The sequence below is a fragment of the Paenibacillus glufosinatiresistens genome (assembly GCF_031470375.1).
Lineage (GTDB): Bacteria > Bacillota > Bacilli > Paenibacillales > Paenibacillaceae > Paenibacillus_AQ > Paenibacillus_AQ glufosinatiresistens.
In genome coordinates this window covers 508,795-528,407 of sequence record NZ_JAVFHT010000001.1, presented here as the reverse complement: position 1 = coordinate 528,407, position 19,613 = coordinate 508,795, and the positions used below count along the sequence as shown (strand labels likewise).

Genomic DNA, 19,613 nt, shown 5'->3' with positions numbered 1-19,613 from the left:
ATCCTAACGCGTTTTGCCCGCCCATGCAAAAACCGGCCGGGCGCCTGCTGTGCAGGACGACCGGCCGCTTCAATGACGGGGACGATCCGAGGAGAGGATGTCGGCGCCTTTTATCCTATGCAAATTGTCGCCGAATCATGACCATCGGTCAAGGCCTTGTCAGGCGTGATCTCCAAGGAGGCTTCCTGCCGGGTTTATCCGTGAAGCAGCGACTCCGTCCCGTCGCAGTAGACCTCGGTTCCCGAAATATGATCGGAATCATCGGAAGCGAGGAACAAGGCCAGCTTGGCCACCTGCTTCGGCTTGCCCGGGCCATTCTCCAGAGGCTGATCGCCTTCCGGGAACTCTACGGGAATCTTCACTTCTTCCAGATCCTCCTGGGGGAAGGTATTCTGGTCGATGTTGGTCGTAATCGCACCCGGGCAGATCGCGTTGACGCGAATGCCGAACTGCGCCAGCTCCAGCGCCGCCATCTTCATGAAGGCCACCTGGCCCGCTTTGGTGGTGCTGTACGCCGAGAAGCCGATGTTGGAGAATACGCGGTTCCCGTTAATCGAGCTCGTGATCAATATACTGCCTCCGCCCGCCGCCTTCAGATGCGGAATCGCATATTTAACCGTCGCGAACGTGCCGCGAAGATTAATATGGATGGTCTGGTTCCAATCGTCCATATCCATGGTCTCGATTGGCGCCATCGCTCCGTTAATGCCTGCGTTGGCGAATACAATGTCCAGCCGCCCCCATTCGGAGGCAACGCGGTCGATGGCTTGTTGGACCATCTCCGGTCGTTCGATGTCGCATTCCACCACCATAGCGGTTCCGCCCGCTTCTTCAATGCTCTTCTTCACCTTCTCGGCGCTGTCCGGCGTCCGGTCCAGCAGGGCAACCTTGGCGCCGTGTCTTCCGAACTCCAGCGCCGATGCCTTGCCGATCCCCGATCCTCCGCCGGTGATAACCGCCACTTTGCCTGCGAGCCTCTGTTCTGTCATGGGTGCATCCTCCTTGTCGTCTCACGCCCGGCTCCGCCGCTGATCTTACAGGCGGAGCAGTCAAGGCTTCCCTACCTTTTTAAACGTCCGGACAGGAGGATGAATCGCACAGCTGACGCTAGAGGAGCGGTTCAGCCGAGCATCATCCGGTCATCGGTCAGCCGGTGTCCGCTGATCGATTCAAATTCGCTCGTCAGCGACTCGACGCTGAGGTTCTTCTTCCGCGCCGAATCCAGGTCAAGGATGATGCGTCCTTTATCCATCATAATCAGGCGGTTGCCCAGGCGAATGGCCTGCTCCATATTATGGGTCACCATCAGGGTCGTCAGCTTCAAATCGCCGACAATGGTATCCGTCAGCTGCGTAACCAGTTCAGCGCGGGCCGGGTCAAGCGCAGCCGTATGCTCATCCAGCAGCAGAATGCGGGGACTTGTGAACGTCGCCATCAGCAGACTGAGCGCCTGCCGTTCGCCGCCGGAGAGCAGTCCGACCTTCGCGCCAAGCCGGTTCTCGAGACCGATGCCAAGCCGTTCCAGTTCGGCCTTGAAGCCGGCCCGTCGCTTCGGTCCGATCCCCAGCGACAATCCCCGCCGCCGTCCGCGCATGAACGCCATGGCCAGATTCTCTTCAATGGTCATATGCGGCGAAGTGCCGGCCATGGGGTCCTGAAAGACACGGCCTATCCAGGGACTCCGGCGGTGCTCGGGAATGGAATTTACATTCTTCCCCTCAATCTCCACTTCCCCGCCGTCCGGCTGCATCGCCCCCGAAATGAGATTCATCAGGGTGGATTTGCCGGCCCCGTTGCTGCCGATGACCGTTACGAAATCGCCGGGAGCCAAATGCAGATGAAGTCCAAGCAATGCAATCTTCTCATCGGGGGTTCCGGGATTGAACAGCTTGGTCACATTAGTTAATCTCAGCATGGCCCGCACCTCCTCCCATTCCGGCCGACAGCTCCGCAGTTCGTCTGCGGGCGCTGCTCTTGAACTTATAGTGCCGCCGGATTGTGGGGAATACCAGCGCCGCAATCACGATCAGTGCCGTAATCAGCTTCAGATCCGAAGCTTCCAGCCATTCCACCCGAAGGGCCAGAGCGACCACAATACGGTAGACCACCGAGCCCAGAATCACAGCAAGCGTGGCCCGGAACACGGTGGAAGAACCGAAGATCGCTTCGCCGATAATGACCGAAGCCAGGCCGATGACGATCATCCCGATCCCCATCGAAGAATCGGCAAAGGAAGAAGACTGGGCAATCAGCGCGCCCGAGAGAGCGACGAGTCCGTTGGACAGACTGATTCCGATCACCTTCGTGAAGTCGGTGTTGACGCCAAGGCTGCGGATCATGCGGCCGTTGTCTCCGGTCGCCCGCAGCGCAAGACCGAGGTCGGTCTTGAAGAAGCCGTCCATCAGCAGCTTGACTGCAAGCACCGCGAAGGGCATCGCATACAGCGGATGGAGCGTATCCAGCACGGAGGGCTCGCCCATGATGGACACATTGGGACGGCCGAGAATTCGCAGGTTAATGGAATGAAGAGCGATCATCATCAGGATGCCAGACAGAAGCCCGTTGATCTTGCCCTTGGTATGCAGCAGACCGGTGCACAGGCCCGCCAGCAGGCCGCCGGCCAGGGCGGCTGCCGTGGCCAGCCAGGGCGAATAGCCGTGCGCAATGAGTACTGCGGCAATGGCTCCGCCGGTGGCGAAGCTCCCGTCTACCGTCAGATCGGGAAAATCCAGAATCCGGAAGGTGATATATACGCCGAGGGCCATAAACGCGTACAGAAGGCCAAGCTCTACCGCTCCCCGTATTGAATCGAACATGACGCGCCGCTCCCTTCAGCCTGCTATTGAATAAGATTATTGGTCTGATCGGCCACTTCCGCCTTCATGGCATCCGTCACCTTGACGCCCTGGGCCTCGGCGGCTTTCAAATTCAGAATCAGGTCCAGCTTCTCCTGCATCTTCACAGGCATATCCCCGACCTTCTTGCCGTTCTTCAGGACGTCTGCGGCCATTTCGCCAACCTGGTAGCCGTGATCGAAATACTTGAACCCGACTGTAGCGAGAGCGCCTCTCTCCACGGTATCGCGGTCGCTGGAGAAGAAGGGAAGCTTGTTCTTGTTCGCGACCTGGATGATGCTGTCCACCCCGCTGACTACCGAATTATCCAGCGTAATGTAGATAGCATCGGCTCGTCCTACCAGGGATTCCGCGGCCTGCTTGACCTCGGAGGTGTTCGTGATCGGCGCCTTGATCAGCTCAATGCCATGTCCGGCCAGCGCCTTCTTGGCCTGGTCAGCCATCACTACGGCATTGGGTTCCCCCTCATTGATCACAACGCCCAGCTTCTTCACATTCGGGAAGTTGGCGGCGATGAAATCCATCAGGCGGACGATGGCCTGCGGGTTCGTATCGGACGCTCCCGAGACTTGTCCGCCGGGATGCTCCATGTCCTTCACAATTTTCGAGGAGACCGGATCGGTTACGGCGGCGAACAAGACCGGCGTGCTGTCGCCCAGGCTCTGGACCAATGCCTGGGCAGTCGGCGTAGCAATCCCGATGACCAGATCGTTCTTGTCGCCGGCCAGCTTCTGTGCGATGGAGAGATTATTGGAAGAATCCGCCTGCGCATTCTCGTAATCGACGGTCAGATTCTCTCCCTCCGTAATTCCGGCATCCTTCAGCGCCGCAAGGATGCCCTCCCGGGTGGCATCCAGCGACGGATGCTCCACATACTGTGCAATGGCGATTTTGTAGGTCTTCGCTTTCGGTGCAGCGCTGCCTGATGCCGCGCCGCTGTTCTCATTGTTGCCGCAACCGCTGCTGGCGATGAGCAGCAGGCCCAGCGCCAGACTCCATACCGTTCTCTTTGTCTTCATCATCCGACTCCCCTTCTCCTGTGGTTACCGTCCGTACGCAATTCGCTTCTTCGCTTAACCCAATAATCGCGAAGATGCGCTGTCGCTTCTTCGCATTAAAGCGAAAAGGACGCGAAGACTGCTTACCAGCGGTTAATAAACTAATAGTAACGGCGCCCGCAAGTTCCGTCAATTCATAATTTCACTTGCTTTGGGTCATACTCTCCGTACAAATCCGCTCAAGATGGAGAGTGTCCCATGAAACCTATGTATGGCTTTGCCGCCGGCTGCCTGGTCGCAGCGGTATCTCTTTCGGCCGCCGCGGGCTGCGGCAATACCCGTTCAGCCGAACCGGTGCCCACCACTTCCCCTGGAACCGGGCCTGTCATCCAGTCCTACACCGAGCGCAGCTCTATCAGGGACGGCTCAGGCCAGACCTTGCTGCCGCTTAAGCCCGCCGTCCGGTCGCTCGGCTACCGGATGGAGGAGAGTCAGAGCGGCGAGGTGCTCATCGGATACACGGACGTCATGTTCCGCCTGAAGCCCGGTGACACGTCGGCGCAGTCCATGGGTGAACCTCTTACCCTTCCCCAGCCGCCGGAGCGGTTGGAAGGCATTGTATACATGACGCCCGAGTCCATGTCCCGGCTGTTCCGGACGGTAGTCGGCTGGGACCCGAAGAGCGGCGAGATCGCCATTGATACGCCGACCGAAGGCGAGGGCAGCTCCTCGCCGCTGCCAAGCGGAAGCCCATCCGGAAACGCCGGAGGCACATCTGCCGGATCGGACAGCGGAACCATACGCATTCAGAGCCTTTCTTCTTCCGAGGCGAATGAACTCGTCGCCTATGCCAAACAATTCCTTGGCGTTCCTTATGATTTCGGGGCCGAGCCATATGATGTATCCCACAGATTTGATTGTTCCTCGTTCACCCAGCATGTCTTCAAGAAGTTCGGAGTCAGTCTTCCCCGGCTTGCCCGCGATCAGGATAACCGGGGAACCCGGGTGCAGCGCAGCGATCTTAAGCCCGGCGATCTGATCTTCTTCACCGTTCCCGGCCGATTCGAGAGCGACGCCGTGCCCGGACATGTCGGCATCTACATCGGCGGCGGCCAGTTCATCCATACCTGGGGAGATCCCGGCGTCCAGATCAGCAAGCTGGACAGCGGCTACTGGAGCAATGTGGTGCTGCATATGCAGCGGGTTATATAGCTTTCGCCTTCACCCGGCAGAATGGCGGCGGAAGCCTTTGAAGCGCGTTCCTTTATGCGTAAGAACGCCTCTGTCGCCTTCTACAATTCCACCGTATTCTTCGTCGGGCACTCTCAGCTCCAGACGCTGCCCGTCTCCCATTTCGAACGTAATGAAGTAATCCGTATGATTCGGCCGGTTATACGCACCTCCCGTTACCCGGGCTCGTCTGGTTACCGCTGTGCAGAACACCTCTTCAAGCGGACTGGCATTGTTGAACGACCATCTTCGGAGGCCCCTTACAAGGTTATACAGCAGCGCTCCGAGCCAAAATACCAGAAACAGGATAATCAATACAAAAACCAATTTAATAACCAATTTCACCCTCTCCTTTCGTTCTCTCGCACCCTTCTATACGCACTCTACAGGATAGAGTTTCCAAATCGTGGATGCCAAAAAAGCCATTCCCCGGCAGGACCGGTTCATTCGCACCGAAATCCTGAAGGGAACAGCTTGATCGGTTCACATTCTACGCTTCGTCAGACTAGCGGAACATCCCCCACAGCCGAATCAAATGAAACGTATTCTTCGGATCGATCTTCTGGGCGATTACGAACCGGACGATGCCTTCCTCTTGGGTGGCCGTCAGCCGTTCGCCCAATATGGAAGAAGCGTTGCGCACCAGTCTGCGCACCACCGCAGCATCCTGAAGCTCCTGCTTGCCCAGCCCGTTCACCAGACCCTTGATCCGTTCCTTGGTCGGAGGATTCTTCATCTTCGTCTTGATCCGCTCCACCAGTTGCGTGCTGATGCCGTACTGCTGATAACTCATATTCATGCAGCTACCTCCCGTCATATCCAGTCTTTCTTACTCTATGCGGGAAGGCGGGCACCTGTGCCATCAGTCCATCAGATCTCCCTGAAAAATCTGCTCGCGCTGCAGAAAATCGCGCAGCGGCGCGTATTCCGGAGACGTCCAGAAATGGCCGTCTCTCAGCAGCTCCGCGGCATCGCCGCGGGCCTGCTCCAGCACGTCAAAGTCGGCCGTCATATCGGCCAGACGGAACTCCGGCAGGCCGCTCTGCTTCGTGCCGAAGAAGTCGCCCGGCCCGCGAAGCTCCAGATCGCGGCGCGAGACCTCGAAGCCGTCGTCGGTCTCCGTCATGGCGATCATCCGCTCCTTGCCGATCTCCGATTTCGGATCGGCGACCAGAACGCAGAACGAAGCGTGCTCGCCGCGTCCGACCCGTCCGCGAAGCTGATGAAGTTGGGACAGTCCGAACCGGTCGGCGTCGATAATCACCATCAGCGTAGCGTTGGGGACGTCGACGCCGACCTCGACCACTGTCGTGGAGACCAGCACCTGAATCTCGCCCGAATAGAAACGGCGCATGACCTCATCCTTCTCCGAAGGCGTCATTCTGCCGTGCAGAAGTCCGATACGCACTGTGGGAAGCGCTTGGGTCATCGTGATGTGCAGATCAATCGCATTCTGCACATCCAGCTTGTCCGACTCCTCGATCAGCGGCGTAATCATGTAGGCCTGCCGCCCCTGCTCCGTCTCCCGCCGAACGAGCCCGATCACCCGGTCCATCTGCCCCGGCTTGGCCCAGTACGTGGAGATTGGCACTCTGCCTTTCGGACGCTCCGACAGCGTCGAGACATCCATATCGCCGAATACAGTAATAGCCAGCGTCCGGGGGATCGGCGTCGCCGTCATCGTCAGCACATCGGGATTGTAACCCTTGCGCCGCAAAATGCTGCGCTGATTGACCCCGAAGCGATGCTGTTCATCGGTCACGACGAGTCCGAGATCGCGGAAGAACACATCCTCCTGAATCAGCGCATGCGTCCCGACCACGACATCGGTCAGTCCCATCTGCAGCGAAGCCAGAAGATCCTTGCGCTTGCGCCCGTTCACGCTGCCCGTCAGCAGCCCCACCGTGATGCCGAACGGCTCGAACATGCGCTGCAGCGACCGGAGGTGCTGCTCGGCCAGTATTTCGGTGGGCACCATCAGCGCCCCCTGGAATCCGGAACGGACCGTGGCGAAGAGAGCGATCGCCGCAAGCACGGTTTTGCCGGAGCCGACATCTCCCTGCAGCAGCCGGTTCATGCAGTACGGAGAGCGCATATCCTGGAGAATCTCCAGTTCCACCCGCTTCTGGGCATCGGTCAACTCAAAGGGAAGACTGCGGACGAACTGGCGGACGGTAGCGTTGTCCACCGTATGCACCACCCCGTCCATGCGTCCCCGGTTCAGCACGCGGAAGGCCTGAACCTTGAGCTGGAACAGGAACAATTCTTCATAGACCATCCGCCGCCGTCCGGCCGAGCCGTCGCTTGTATCCTCCGGCATATGGATCGTCGCGATGGCGCGGCTGCGGGGCATCAAATCGTATTTGCGCAAAATCGACTGCGGCAGAATTTCCGGTATCATCGCGCCGTACTGCTCCAGCGCCTGGAGAATGGTCTTGCGCAGCCAAGACTGCGTGATCTTCCCGCCGACGGAATAGACCGGCTGCAGCGTGCCGGTCTTCACGCTTCCGCGGTCGGGAAACTCATGGTCTGTCACCGTAATCTGCGAACGCTTCTGGTCCCACTTGCCGGTGACCACCACGTCCCGGCCGGCGGCAAGCTGATCCCGGACGAACGGCCGGTTGAACCAGGTGGCCGTGAACATCCAGGGGCCGGCAACCATTTTGCAGCTCAGACGCGACTTCCCGCCGTACCGCTGAAGCACCGGCAGACCGATAACCTTCGCCTCCACCGTCACTTTCTCCCCGTGCTTCACCTCGGAGAGCGTCTTGGGGCGGTAATCCTCATAACGAAACGGATAGTACTCCAACAGGTCTTTCACCGTAAAGATGCCAAAGGCGTGAAGCTCCTCCTGCTTGGAGGCGCTCACGCCAGCGATGGCTCTGACTTCGATATCATTCAAAGTAAGCGTCATATTCATCTCCTACTCAGGCGGGCCAGATGAATACGGCCAGCGTCCCGTTGCCGACATGGCTGCCGACGACCGGTCCGACATTCGTCAGCACTTTCTCTTTCACCGTAAAATGCCGGGAGAGCTCCTCCAGGAACTCTCTGGCGGAGTCGGGTTCCGCGGTATGGCCGACGGCCGCGTTGACCGTATCCATGCCCTTCAAGTCATTCTTGAACAGCTCTATCATGCGGGCGACCGCTTTCTTGCGGCCTCTGACCTTCTCTACCGCGTAAATAATGCCCTCCTGATCGATGGAGAGAATCGGTTTGATGTTCAGCAGAGTGCCGAGAAAGGCGGAGGCTTTGCCGATCCGGCCGCCTTTTTGCAGATATTCCAGAGTATCGACCAGGAAGTACAGCTTGCGGAATTGGCGGAGCTGCTCGGCCGACTCCAGAATCGCGGCCGGTTCAAGCCCTTGCGCAGCCAGCCGCGCAGCATGCACCACCATAAAACCGAAGCCGTACGAAGCCGACAGGCTGTCCACCACGCTGATGCGCTCGCCTTCCTCCTCCAGCATCGACTTGGCCAGAAGCGCGGATTGGTACGTTCCGCTGAGTCCGGACGAGATGTGGAAGGAGAGAATCGAACATCCCGGATTCCGGGCCATAATCCCCTGGTAGACCTTCATATATTCGACCGGGGACGGCTGCGACGTTGTCGGCAGCTGGGCCGTCCGGGGCAGCCGCTCATAGAACTCCTCGGGCGTCATATCTACCCCGTCGCGGTAAGTTTCGTCGCCGAACATTAGGGCAAGGGGCACTACCTCGATTCCGTATTCCTTCGCCAGGTCCGGCGGAATGTCGGACGTGCTGTCTGTAACGATGACCGTTCGACTCACAAAACTTCCTCCCTTCAAGCTCCCGGTATCTTAAGCTTCAACCGAGAACAGGTAGTAATAGATCGGTTGGCCGCCTTCGTGAATCTCAAGCTCCACATCCGGATATTCCGTCTGCAGCCAGGCAGCCAGCGCTTCCGTCGTTGCATCCTGCGCATCCTCGCCGGTCAAGAGCGTAACAATCTCCTCGCCGGTCTCCAGCATCACGCTCAGCAGAGCCTGGCTCGCTTGAAGCAGATCGGAATCGGCGGCGACGATCTTGGAGCCGGAAATGCCGATGTACTGGCCTGCCTTGATCTCCATCTGATCGATGACCGTATCGCGGACGGCATGGGTGACCTGTCCGGACTTCACATGGGCGATGGCATCCAGCATGGCATCAGCATTCACTTCGACCGGCTGGTCTTCATGGAATGCGAACGCAGCCGCGATGCCTTGCGGAATGCTCTTGCTCGGGAGAACCGTGATTTCGCGCTCTCCTTCCAGCAGATCCTTCGCCTGCTGGGCGGCCAGAATAATATTGGAGTTGTTCGGCAGAATGAAGATGTGCTTGGCCGAAATGGAATTCACCGCATTCACAAAGTCTTCCGTGCTCGGATTCATCGTCTGGCCGCCGGCCAGTACGGAATCGATGCCCAGACTCTTGAAGATCTCGGTAATTCCGCTGCCTGACGACACGGCGATGAAGCCGTACGGCGCCAGATCGTCTGCCGGAGGAACCGCCGGCGCAGGCACGCTGCTGGTCTCCTCGGGCATGTCCGCGAACAGTTCGGGGCTAGGCGCAATGTCCATTCCGGCTTCCAGCAGGTCGCGGTGCTGCTCGCGCATGTTCAGAATATGGATCTGAGTAATTTCTCCATAGAGCAGCGCCAGATTCAGCACCTCGCCCGGCGCTTTGGAATGCACATGCACCTTAATGGTCTCGTCGTCGGAGATGACAATAATCGAATCCCCGTTCACCGACAGCGCCTTGCGGAACTTGTCCTCGTCAAAATCGACCGTCGCCCCTCCGCCCAAGCGGCGGTTGATGAAGAATTCCATATCGTACAGGAATTCGATATCCTCGGTGTTCAGTCTCGACTGCGCGGAGCTGTGCGGCGCGGCATGCACCGGCGCAGCGGCCGGAACCCCGGCAGGCGTCGCCTGGACAGCCGGGCGGGCCGCTTCGGGCGTCCGGACCGGAGCGGAGACCGATCCGCTCAAATATTGGTTGAATCCTTCATAGATGTAGACAAGGCCTTGTCCTCCGGAATCGACCACTCCGACCTGCTTCAGAACAGGCAGCAGTTCGGGCGTATTGGCAAGCGCTTCTTTGGCTTTGATCAGAACCTCCTGCATCAGCTCCGCGATATCCGCCGTTCTCCGCGAATAATAGATCGCATGGCGCGCGGCTTCCTTGGCCACCGTCAGAATGGTTCCTTCCACCGGCTTGACGACGGCCTTGTAGGCGGTGTCGACTCCAGTCTGGAGCGCCGCTGCGAATTGCTGCGCATTCAGTTCTTCGTATTGGGCCGCATACCGGCTGAACCCGCGGAAGAGCTGGGACAAGATAACGCCCGAGTTCCCGCGCGCGCCCATCAGAAGCCCTTTGGAGAGCACGCCCGCACATTGACCGATCGACTCGGTATTGTTCCGGCGAAGCTCGCCCGCGCCTGCTGTCATCGTCAGATTCATGTTCGTTCCCGTATCCCCGTCGGGGACGGGAAATACATTCAGGGAATTGACGTGCTCCGCATGCTGCTGCAGCTGGTCCGCTCCGGTCAACACCATCGCGGTAAAATCAGTTCCATTTATAGAACGCTTACTCAATGAGAATTCCCCTTCCATACTTGCTGCCTGATCTGATTCTTCTTTCAATTTATCACAAAATACACTATTATATATTGTACTATAAGCGCTCACAGAAATAAATGTTTTTGAATCGGTTGACGAAGCATTTTTTGCTGTGATATTATAGTTAGGTATTGTTTTTAGCAGGAGTGTTATTCAAGGAGGTGTAATTCATGTCCCGCAAATGTTCTGTTACTGGTAAGAAGCCTGGAAGCGGCAACCACGTATCCCACGCCAACAACCACAACCGCCGTTCCTGGGGGGTTAACGTTCAGAAGGTGCGCATTCTGGTGAATGGCAAGCCGAAGCGTGTATACGTCAGCACCCGCGCCCTGAAATCCGGCAAAGTCGAGCGCGTGTAAGCCTCAACTTTCATAAGGCATTCAAGCAAAAAGCACCCTTTACTTACGTAAGGTGCTTTTTTTCATGTTCTCCTATTGAATTGTCCGTCCTCAGCTCTTCTGAAACGTGTTCAGAATCGCCTTCACGAATCCTCCCAGGAACTTCGGCAGCTTGAACGTATAGAATTTCATCCTTCACCCTCCGATCGGTGATGCAGCCTCTGCGCCAACGCCAAAAAGGCTACATGAGATTTCCGCTCATGTAACCATATTTATGCGGCCCGGACTTGGCCTATTCCGCTGTCCCGCCTCTTTGGGCGCGCCCCGATTCGGCGGCGGCGCGAATGGAAGCAATCGCCCCTGCGCGGTCCGGCCGCCCGAAGACGGCGTTGCCGGCGACGAGCACATCGGCTCCCGCCTCGCAGACGAGAGGAGCGGTCGCTTCGGCGATGCCTCCGTCCACCTCAATCCGCAGGGAAGGATTGAACTCCTCCGCCATGGCGCGAACCTCGCGGATTTTGCGAACCATTCCGGGAATAAAGGCCTGTCCGCCAAAGCCGGGGTTAACCGTCATGACCAGCACCATATCGAGGTCGCCCAGCACTTCGCGGACCGCCACAGCGGGCGTCCCGGGATTAAGGGCTACGGCTGCCTTCAGCCCCAGTTCCTTGATCTGGTGAATCGTTCGATGGAGATGGATGCAAGCCTCCGCATGAACGGTAATCACCGACGCTCCCGCCTTCGCAAAATCGGCGATGTAGCGTTCCGGCTCTTCGATCATCAGATGCACGTCCAGCGGAAGCGACGTATGGCGCGATACCGCTTGAACAATCGGCGGTCCCAGCGTTATGTTGGGCACGAACCGGCCGTCCATTACATCCACATGAAGCCAGTCGGCTCCGGCCGCTTCGATCTCGGCCACTTCCGAGCCGAGGGCGGCAAAATCGGCAGACAACAGGGATGGTGCGAGGATTATCATAGAGTCAGTACCTCCGCTTCTTGTCTTTCATCTCATTGAAAAATGTCCGGTAGTGCTCATAACGGCTTGCAGCCACCTCTCCGGCCTCGACCGCTTCCATGACGCGGCAGCCCGGTTCGTGAAGATGGGTGCAGCCTCTGAACTTGCAATCCTGGGAGAGGGCGGCGAATTCACGGAAGCACGATCCCAGTTCCTCAACGCCCAGCTCCAGGAAATCCAGCTGACTGAAGCCCGGCGTGTCGGCCACATACCCGCCCCCGATGTCGATCAGCTCGACATGACGGGTCGTATGGCGTCCTCGTCCGAGACGAAGGCTGATGGCGCTGGTCTCCAGGTCCAGCTCGGGCACCAGCGCATTCAGCAAGGAGGATTTCCCCACTCCGGATTGACCCGAGAATACGCTGATCCGGCCGGCCAGGCGTTTCTGCACTTCCTTGCGACCCAGTCCCGTTACGGAGCTTGTGACCAGCACCTCGTAACCGATCTTCTCGTAGAGCCGGCGCGCTGCTTCCGCTGCGTCCATGTCTTGGCCGGCCAAATCCAGCTTCGTCAGCACAATCAGCGTCTCCAGACCGGCATGCTCGATATGGACAAGGAACTTGTCCAGAAGCTGCAGGTTGAGGTCCGGCTCGCGGACCGAGAACAGCAGCACGGCAAGCGACGCATTGGCAACGGGGGGGCGAATCAGCTCGGTGCTGCGGGGAAGGATCTGCTCTACCGCGCCCTCGCCGTTCTCCGTCAGCGTATAGAGGACCCGGTCGCCGACCAGCGGCGACTCGCCCCTCTTCTTGAAGATTCCCCTCGCCCGGCACTGTATGTTATCCGCTTCCCAGGCAATGTCTTCGCCCCGCAGCGGCTTCACATAGTAGTACCCGCTCAGCGCTTTGACAATGACTCCTTCGGGCATAGTTACAGCCATCCTTCCGCATATCGGAACTTAATCTGTCGATTTCTTATCCTTGTTCTTGGTCTTCTCCTGGCCGTTGCCCTTAACCTTGGCATGGTCCGAGGCCTTGTTGGCATTGGCATTCGGATTGGCATTCGGAAGGACGTAGGCCGTCTGATCCGCTTCTCCGCCGTCCTGCTCCCCGTCATCCGGCACGGCCGCCGGGTCGGCAGGCTGGTCCGGCGACGGCGGCGCGGTTGCGGTCGGCGTCACAGACGGCGACGGCGGCGGCTCGGCGGCCGACGGTTCCGGAATCGGAACCGTTCCATTTTTGGCATCCATATAGGTTACCGGGTAGGAATCGTAGAAATCACCGTCGCGGTATACATTCACAACCCCGTCGATGTTCGGAGCGAGAACCAGATTCACCGACAGGACCTGCGTCTTCGTGATCGTGCGCGTTCCCCAATCCTGCTTCTCGCCGCCCGCTCTCGCGTCGGCATACTCGATCCGGATCTTCGTCCTGCTGCCTTCCTTCGCTGGGGATACCGGCAGATTAAAGGTGTATTCCAACGCTTCAGGCGGATAGCCGGTGCTGACATAGATCGTAATTTCGCTGCCCGGAGGCGCCGAGACTCCCTTGTCATACGGCCACTGCTTCACGACCTTGCCTTCCTCGACCGAGAAGCTGGACTCGTTCTTCACTTCGCCCAGTACCAGTCCGTTCTCTTCCAGCTTGCGCTTCGCCTCCCGCTCGGTCAGCCCGCTGAGTTCCGGCATGGTTACGCTCTCCTGCCCTTTGCTGACCACCAGCGAGACGGTAGCGGCATCGGGGTCATATTCCGAATTGCCGACCGGATTCTGACGGATAACCTGGCCGGGCGAGTAATCGGCGCTGTACTCTTCATCCCGGGTAATCCGGCTCTGGTCAACGCCCTGTTCCGTCAGCAGCGCCGCCGCTTCCTCGAACGTCTTGCCGGTCAGGTCGGGAATCTTCGACAGCGGTTTGGCCGTATTGACCGTCAGTGCAATCTCCGTTCCCTTCTTCACTACGGAATCGGGCTCCCGGCTCTGCAGCAGCACGATGCCTTGATCATACTTGGCGTTGTAGTTGGTCGAGACCGGCATCGTCAGGACGAGACCGAGCTCCTCCAGCTTGGCTTTGGCATCGTCCAGCTTCATCTCCGTTAACTTCGGCACCTTGACCTCCGGAACGGACAGCTTGTTGTTGACGTACCAGATTACGCCGGACATGGCTACCAGCAGCAGCACGAGGGCCAGTGCAATCCAGATGATCGGTTTTACTTTGGACTTGGCTCGCTTGGGGCCGTTCTCAGACGTCTCTTCCCGCACCATTCGCTCTTCCTGTCTCGGCCGCTGGCCGAGGCCGCGGGGAGTCGGCTTGATCGCCGGAATGACCCGGGTCCGCTCTTCGTCCTCCCCTTCGCTGAAGTCCAGCTTCGGTTCGCTTCGGCGTTCGGGAAGCAGGCAGGTCTCCAAGTCCTGAAGCATTTCCTTGGCGGACTGATAGCGTTCCTCCGGATTCTTGCGCATGGATTTCAGAATGATGTTCTCCACGCTCTGCGGAATGTGGGGATTGAGCTTCCTCGGCTCCTCGAATTCCTCCTGAAGATGCTTCAGCGCAACGCTGATGGGACTCTCTCCGAGAAAAGGCAGATGGCCCGTCAGCATCTGGTACAGCACGATGCCGAGCGAATAGAGATCGGACTTCTCGCCCGTGGCGACGCCTTTGGCATGCTCCGGCGAGAAATAGTGGACCGACCCGACGACCGAACCCGTCTGGGTAATGGTCGTGGAGGTTACCGCGCGGGCAATCCCGAAGTCCGTCACCTTCACCCGTCCGCCCCGTCCGATCAGTATATTATGGGGCTTGATATCCCGGTGAATAATCTGGTTCTGGTGGGCGTGATCGAGCGCGTCGCAGATCTGGGATGCGATCCGGATCGACTCATCGACCTGAAGCGGAGCCCTCTCCTTGATAATCTCGTTCAGGTTCTTGCCTTCCACATATTCCATTACAATATAATGAATTTCGTCCTCTTGCCCCACGTCGTAAATGCTGACCACGTTGGGATGGGAGAGCGAAGCCGCCGATTGGGCCTCCCTTCGGAAGCGCCGGATAAACTCCTCGTCGTGCACAAACTGGCTGCGCAGCACTTTGATGGCGACGTTGCGGTTGAGCAGAATATCGTGCGCCCGGTAGACGAGCGCCATCCCTCCTCCGCCGATTCGCTCGATGACTTGGTAACGACCGCCTAACTCGTGACCGATCATCACTTCCACTCCTTCGTTTCGGGCACCGCGGCCTCCTCATGATGTTCAAGCATGGCAACCGAGATGTTGTCGCTTCCTCCCGAGAGCAGCGCAAGCTGAAGCAGGCGCTCGGCCCGCTCCTCCAGGGTAATCTCCCGGATTCCCGCCACTTTGCCGAGATTCTCTTTGCTGACATGGTTGCTGAGTCCGTCGCTGCAGAGCAGGATCGTCTCGCCCGGCGCGAGCGTCACCGGGATCAGATCCACGATAATGTCGGCATCCGTGCCCAGCGCCCGGATCAGCACATTGCGCCGCGGGTGCGTATTCAGCTCCTGCGCGCTGATCTGGCCGTTCTTATACAGCTCATTGACGAGCGTATGGTCCTCGGTGAGCTGAACGGCCTGACCCTCTCTTACTATGTACGCCCGGCTGTCCCCGATATGGCCGATATAGCCCGCACCGTTCGCCAAAAGCACCGAAACGACGGTCGTACCCATATTATGGTACTTCTCGTCGCTCGCCGCTTTGTCGTGGACAACCGCATTCGCTGTTAGGATCGCTTCGTTCATGGCCGAGCCCAGATCTTCCTGGGAAAGGCCGGCGGGGAGAGCGGTCAGCCGTTCCCTGACCGTCTCCAGCGCGAGCCGGCTGGCCGTATCTCCGGCCAGATGCCCGCCCATTCCGTCGGCGATAATGCCGAGGGTATACCCTTCTCCGGTCGTTCCGCTCCATACCGAATCTTCATTAACGGAGCGCACACGGCCGATATCGCTGACATGAACCGTTCTGATCACTACCCATCACCTCAACTCCAAATGTTTGGCGCGGAGCTGTCCGCACGCCGCCGCGATATCGTGGCCCTGTTCCCGGCGAATGGTGACATTCACGCCGTTGTCGGCCAGAATCCGCTGAAACTGAAAAATATCGTTGCGGGAGGTCCGGACGTATTTCCGTTCCGGCACATGGTTGACCGGAATCAGATTCACATGGCACAGCATCGTCTTCAGCACTCCGGCCAGCTCTTCCGCGTGCTCGGGCTGGTCGTTGACGCCGCCGATCAAGGCGTATTCGAAGCTGATCCGGCGGCCCGTCTTTGCCTGGTAATAGCGCAGCGATTCCATGACTTCGTCAAAAGGATAACGCCGGTTGACCGGCATCAGCTTCGAGCGCAGCGCGTCGTTGGGGGCATGGATCGAGATGGCCAGATTGATCTGAGTGTCCTCGTCCGCAAATTTATAAATGCTCGGCACAATTCCGCTCGTCGAGACGGTAATATGCCGTTGTCCGATATGGAGTCCCTTCTCGTGAATCATCATCCGCAGGAATTTCATCGTCTCGTCGTAGTTCTCGAACGGTTCGCCCGTTCCCATGATGACGATGCTGCTGACTCTCTCGCCCCGGGCGTCAAGAATCTGCTGCGAGCGCACGACCTGGGCGATAATTTCTCCGCCCGTCAGATTCCGCTTCAGTCCGCCCAGCGTGGAGGCGCAGAACGTGCAGCCGATCCGGCAGCCGACCTGTGTCGTGACACAGACGCTGTTGCCGTAATTATGCTTCATGATGACCGTCTCGATAGCGTGGTCGTCGTGCAGGCCAAAGAGGAATTTGACCGTACCGTCCTTCGATTCCAGCTTCGTGATTTCCTTGAGCGCGTCCATGCTGAACTGCTCGGCAAGCTGCTCGCGGAGGACTTTGGGCAGATTGGTCATCTCTTCAAAGGAATGGACCCGCTTCACATAGAGCCAGTCAAAAATCTGGCCGCCGCGAAAAGCCGGCTGCCCCTGATCTTTCGCCCACTGCTGCAGTTCCTCCAGCGTATACTCATATATTAAAGGTTTCATGGATGTCGCACCTGTTCTTTCTGCAGTTTATTCGGATGGAGGCTTCCATCTTGCCTATTCTACCATAAATCTCGGATTCGGTAAAAAATCGCACGGCCTTGCGGGGCCGGCACAAAAAAACCGGAAGGCGGTCCCGGTAATCCGGTGACCGCCCCCGGCGCTTGCAGAAGCGCGGCGCGGCGCCTCTCCTCACATCCGTCTAATTCGGCGGAAATTCCGCGCCTACTCCGCTTTCCGCTTCAATACAGCAATGTAGAAGCCGTCGCTGCCGTAGTCCTGCGGAAGAATCTGCAGGCCGGGAGCATCGCCGCGGAGCTTGTCCTCCATGCGGCTGGCCAGGCGGCTTCCCCGGTCCGCCGCTTCAAAGTCGGGATGCCGGTCCAGGAAGCGGCGGACCTGCTCTTCATTCTCGGACGATTCGATCGTGCAGGTGCTGTAGACAAGCAGGCCGCCCGGCTTCAGCAGGCGGCAGACGGCATCCAGCAGACCGCGCTGCAGCTCCGCAATGGCCGCGGTGTCCTCGGGCGACTTGGTCCATTTAAGGTCCGGCTTCCGCCGGATGACCCCAAGACCCGAGCACGGCGCATCCAGCAGAATGCGGTCGAAGGTTCCTTCCTCATAGCTCTCTCCGAGCCGCAGCGCATCGGCCGCCCGCGTCTCGACGGCCTCCAGCCCTAAGCGGGCAGCCTGGTCCCGGACCAGCTCCGTCTTGTGCGGGTGCAGGTCGCAGGCGACCACCCGGCCCCGGTCGAGCATCAGCTCGGCCAGATGCGAGGTTTTGCCGCCGGGCGCGGAGCAGCAGTCCAGCACATTCATGCCCGGCTCGGGAGCCACCGCTTCGGCGACCAGCATCGAACTCTCATCCTGAATGGAGAGCAGGCCGTCCTTGTACCAGTTCGTCAGCGCCAGATTGCCGCCGCCGCGGACGACGATGCCGTAGGGACTGACCGCCGATGCCGACGCGTCAAGGCCCTCGCGCTTCATCTCATCCAGAAGCCGCTCCCGGGTCGTCATCGTCGTGTTGACCCGAACGCTGACGGCCGGCGGCTCATTGTTGGCCCGGCAGATCGCCTCCGCCTTCTCCGCTCCGTACTGCTCCATCCACTCCCGCACCATCCACTCGGGATGGGAGTGGGTCAGGGCAATCCGGAGCGCTTCTCCGGCGTCATCAGGGAGCACCGGAAGACGGCCGGCCCGCTGCGCGCTGCGCAGCACGCCGTTCACCATTCCCGAAATGCCCTGGTGCCCGCGCTGCTTCGCCAGCCGGACCGCTTCATTCACCGCCGCATGCGGCGGGACGCGGTCCAGATAGACCAGCTGATACAGACTCATCCGCAGCAGACAGCGCACCCAGGGTTCCAGCTTGCTCAGGCCCTTCTTCACGAAGCCGGCCAGAATGTAGTCCAGCGTGTTCAGCCGGGAGATGGTTCCGTACACCAGCTCGGTCGTAAGGCCCGCATCTTCGCGGGACAAGCCGGCCTTCTGCAGACTGCTGTTGAGCTGCAGATTGCTGTAAGCTCCGTTGGTCTCGACCCGGATCAGCACGTCCAGCGCCACGCTGCGCGCCGTCGCTTCTCTGCCGCTCCGCCCGGCAGCGCCGCTGCGGCGCTCGGACGGCGTCATTCCAGCACCGTTCCGGGCTTCATGATGCCGCCCCGGGCGAAATCGGCCGCAGACATCGCCTTCTTGCCCGCAGGCTGAACGGTAAGCAGCAGTAGGCTGCCGTCGCCCGTGCGGACTTCAATCCCGGAAGGACCGGCATTCAGTACCGTGCCGGGTACCGATTCGGCCTTCCCCGAACCGTCTTCGGTCAGTACCGCGCCCGACAGCGGCATCTCTCCCGGATTCGCCGCGGCCCAGACCTTGAACGTCTCTCCGTTCCAGAGCGTAAAGGCGCCGGAGAAAGGCACCAGTCCGCGAATGCGGTTATAGACGGAGCGCGACGAAGCCGTCCAGTCGATGCGCTCATCGCCGCGGCTGAGATTCGGCGCATACGTCGCCGCCAGCTCATCCTGCGGCTGTGCCTCGACCGGGCCGGCCAGCAGCCGGGGCATCTGCTCCCGCAGGAGCGCGCAGCCGGCTTCGCTCAGTTTCTCAAAGAGCGTGCCGGAAGTATCCTCATCCAGGATCGGCACCTCGATTTTGGCGATCATATCGCCCGTATCCAGGCCCTCGGCCATATACATCAGCGTGACGCCGGTCACGGATTCGCCGTTGATAATTGCGCGCTGAATCGGGGCGCCTCCGCGGTATTTGGGCAGCAGCGAGCCGTGGACATTGACGCAGCCGAGGCGCGGCATGTCCAGCACGGACTTCGGCAGAATCTGGCCGTACGCGGCCGTAACAATCAGGTCCGGCTTGCAGGCGGCGAGCTCCGCAACGCCTTCCAGGCGGCGCAGCCGCTCCGGCTGCAGCACCGGAAGACCGAGCTCCAGCGCAGCCGTCTTCACGGGAGAAGGCGTCAGCGTTTTTTTGCGGCCCTGCGGCCGGTCCGGCTGGGTCACGACGGCAACGACGTCGTATCCCTCTTCCACCAGCATCTTCAGGCTCGGCACGGCAAAAGCCGGCGTGCCCATGAATACGATTCTCACGCT

Annotated in this window: 19 protein-coding genes; 2 read left to right on the top strand and 17 right to left on the bottom strand. The window is 59.4% G+C overall.

All coding sequences use genetic code 11. The annotated features are described in order from the left end of the window. Nucleotides 1-194: 194 nt before the first annotated feature. The 4 genes from RBI05_RS02395 to RBI05_RS02380 all read right to left on the bottom strand — a co-directional run bounded on the left by RBI05_RS02395 (nucleotide 195) and on the right by RBI05_RS02380 (nucleotide 3,874). Nucleotides 195-989 (bottom strand): SDR family oxidoreductase, encoded by a 795-nt coding sequence (locus RBI05_RS02395; protein ID WP_150458428.1) that lies wholly within the window; start codon nucleotides 987-989, stop codon nucleotides 195-197. A 131-nt stretch (nucleotides 990-1,120) separates the two neighbouring features. Next, nucleotides 1,121-1,915: an ABC transporter ATP-binding protein gene (locus RBI05_RS02390; RefSeq protein WP_310549992.1), complete on the bottom strand. Its 795-nt coding sequence runs from the start codon at nucleotides 1,913-1,915 to the stop codon at nucleotides 1,121-1,123. Next, a complete protein-coding gene (locus tag RBI05_RS02385; RefSeq protein ID WP_310549991.1) occupies nucleotides 1,899-2,816 on the bottom strand; it encodes an ABC transporter permease in 918 nt (305 codons plus the stop codon). The genes RBI05_RS02390 and RBI05_RS02385 overlap by 17 nt, the downstream gene beginning before the upstream one ends. A 23-nt stretch (nucleotides 2,817-2,839) precedes the next feature. Next, a complete protein-coding gene (locus RBI05_RS02380) occupies nucleotides 2,840-3,874 on the bottom strand; it encodes an ABC transporter substrate-binding protein (RefSeq protein ID WP_310550074.1) in 1,035 nt (344 codons plus the stop codon). 237 nt (nucleotides 3,875-4,111) lie between these two features. Between RBI05_RS02380 and RBI05_RS02375 the strand changes: the two genes are divergently transcribed. Then, a complete protein-coding gene (locus RBI05_RS02375) occupies nucleotides 4,112-5,065 on the top strand; it encodes a C40 family peptidase (RefSeq protein WP_310549990.1) in 954 nt (317 codons plus the stop codon). Between the two features lie 9 nt (nucleotides 5,066-5,074). On the opposite strand, the gene RBI05_RS02370 is transcribed toward RBI05_RS02375, so the two are convergent. The 5 genes from RBI05_RS02370 to RBI05_RS02350 all read right to left on the bottom strand — a co-directional run bounded on the left by RBI05_RS02370 (nucleotide 5,075) and on the right by RBI05_RS02350 (nucleotide 10,677). Beyond that, complete coding sequence (locus RBI05_RS02370) at nucleotides 5,075-5,422, bottom strand: DUF2500 domain-containing protein (RefSeq protein WP_310549989.1); 348 nt, start codon at nucleotides 5,420-5,422, stop codon at nucleotides 5,075-5,077. Nucleotides 5,423-5,588: 166 nt separating this feature from the next. Next, nucleotides 5,589-5,876 carry a stage VI sporulation protein F gene (locus RBI05_RS02365; protein WP_150458607.1) on the bottom strand — a complete coding sequence of 96 codons (288 nt, stop codon included), beginning with the start codon at nucleotides 5,874-5,876 and terminating at the stop codon, nucleotides 5,589-5,591. 69 nt (nucleotides 5,877-5,945) lie between these two features. Then, nucleotides 5,946-7,997, bottom strand: a complete 2,052-nt coding sequence (recG, locus tag RBI05_RS02360) for an ATP-dependent DNA helicase RecG (protein WP_150458424.1) — start codon at nucleotides 7,995-7,997, stop codon at nucleotides 5,946-5,948. 13 nt (nucleotides 7,998-8,010) lie between these two features. After that, entirely contained in the window at nucleotides 8,011-8,871 is an 861-nt protein-coding gene (locus RBI05_RS02355; protein WP_310549988.1) for a DegV family protein, read from the bottom strand. 30 nt (nucleotides 8,872-8,901) lie between these two features. Next, nucleotides 8,902-10,677: a DAK2 domain-containing protein gene (locus tag RBI05_RS02350; RefSeq protein WP_310549987.1), complete on the bottom strand. Its 1,776-nt coding sequence runs from the start codon at nucleotides 10,675-10,677 to the stop codon at nucleotides 8,902-8,904. Nucleotides 10,678-10,871: 194 nt separating this feature from the next. Here RBI05_RS02350 and rpmB point away from each other — a divergent pair, with 194 nt between their 5' ends. Then, nucleotides 10,872-11,060, top strand: a complete 189-nt coding sequence (rpmB, locus tag RBI05_RS02345; protein WP_150458421.1) for a 50S ribosomal protein L28 — start codon at nucleotides 10,872-10,874, stop codon at nucleotides 11,058-11,060. A 90-nt stretch (nucleotides 11,061-11,150) separates the two neighbouring features. Here the strand turns inward: rpmB and spoVM are convergent, their stop codons facing one another. The 8 genes from spoVM to fmt all read right to left on the bottom strand — a co-directional run bounded on the left by spoVM (nucleotide 11,151) and on the right by fmt (nucleotide 19,610). After that, on the bottom strand, nucleotides 11,151-11,231 hold the full coding sequence (spoVM, locus tag RBI05_RS02340) for a stage V sporulation protein SpoVM (RefSeq protein WP_006675261.1): 81 nt from the start codon (nucleotides 11,229-11,231) through the stop codon (nucleotides 11,151-11,153). 100 nt (nucleotides 11,232-11,331) lie between these two features. Continuing rightward, nucleotides 11,332-12,018, bottom strand: coding sequence for a ribulose-phosphate 3-epimerase (rpe, locus tag RBI05_RS02335; protein WP_310549986.1), 687 nt, complete (start codon nucleotides 12,016-12,018; stop codon nucleotides 11,332-11,334). Nucleotides 12,019-12,022: 4 nt separating this feature from the next. Further along, complete coding sequence (gene rsgA, locus RBI05_RS02330; RefSeq protein WP_310549985.1) at nucleotides 12,023-12,925, bottom strand: ribosome small subunit-dependent GTPase A; 903 nt, start codon at nucleotides 12,923-12,925, stop codon at nucleotides 12,023-12,025. Between the two features lie 30 nt (nucleotides 12,926-12,955). Continuing rightward, nucleotides 12,956-15,199 carry a Stk1 family PASTA domain-containing Ser/Thr kinase gene (pknB, locus tag RBI05_RS02325; protein ID WP_310549984.1) on the bottom strand — a complete coding sequence of 748 codons (2,244 nt, stop codon included), beginning with the start codon at nucleotides 15,197-15,199 and terminating at the stop codon, nucleotides 12,956-12,958. Further along, nucleotides 15,199-15,972 (bottom strand): Stp1/IreP family PP2C-type Ser/Thr phosphatase, encoded by a 774-nt coding sequence (locus RBI05_RS02320; protein ID WP_310549983.1) that lies wholly within the window; start codon nucleotides 15,970-15,972, stop codon nucleotides 15,199-15,201. Before RBI05_RS02320 ends, pknB begins: the two co-directional genes overlap by 1 nt. A 6-nt stretch (nucleotides 15,973-15,978) precedes the next feature. After that, nucleotides 15,979-17,019 (bottom strand): 23S rRNA (adenine(2503)-C(2))-methyltransferase RlmN, encoded by a 1,041-nt coding sequence (gene rlmN, locus RBI05_RS02315; RefSeq protein ID WP_150458416.1) that lies wholly within the window; start codon nucleotides 17,017-17,019, stop codon nucleotides 15,979-15,981. A gap of 222 nt (nucleotides 17,020-17,241) precedes the next feature. Then, the gene (gene rsmB / locus RBI05_RS02310; RefSeq protein ID WP_310549982.1) at nucleotides 17,242-18,642 is read right to left on the bottom strand and encodes a 16S rRNA (cytosine(967)-C(5))-methyltransferase RsmB; all 1,401 of its coding nucleotides are present in this window, start codon (nucleotides 18,640-18,642) and stop codon (nucleotides 17,242-17,244) included. Then, the gene (fmt, locus tag RBI05_RS02305; protein ID WP_310549981.1) at nucleotides 18,639-19,610 is read right to left on the bottom strand and encodes a methionyl-tRNA formyltransferase; all 972 of its coding nucleotides are present in this window, start codon (nucleotides 19,608-19,610) and stop codon (nucleotides 18,639-18,641) included. The genes rsmB and fmt overlap by 4 nt, the downstream gene beginning before the upstream one ends. Nucleotides 19,611-19,613: the final 3 nt, after the last annotated feature.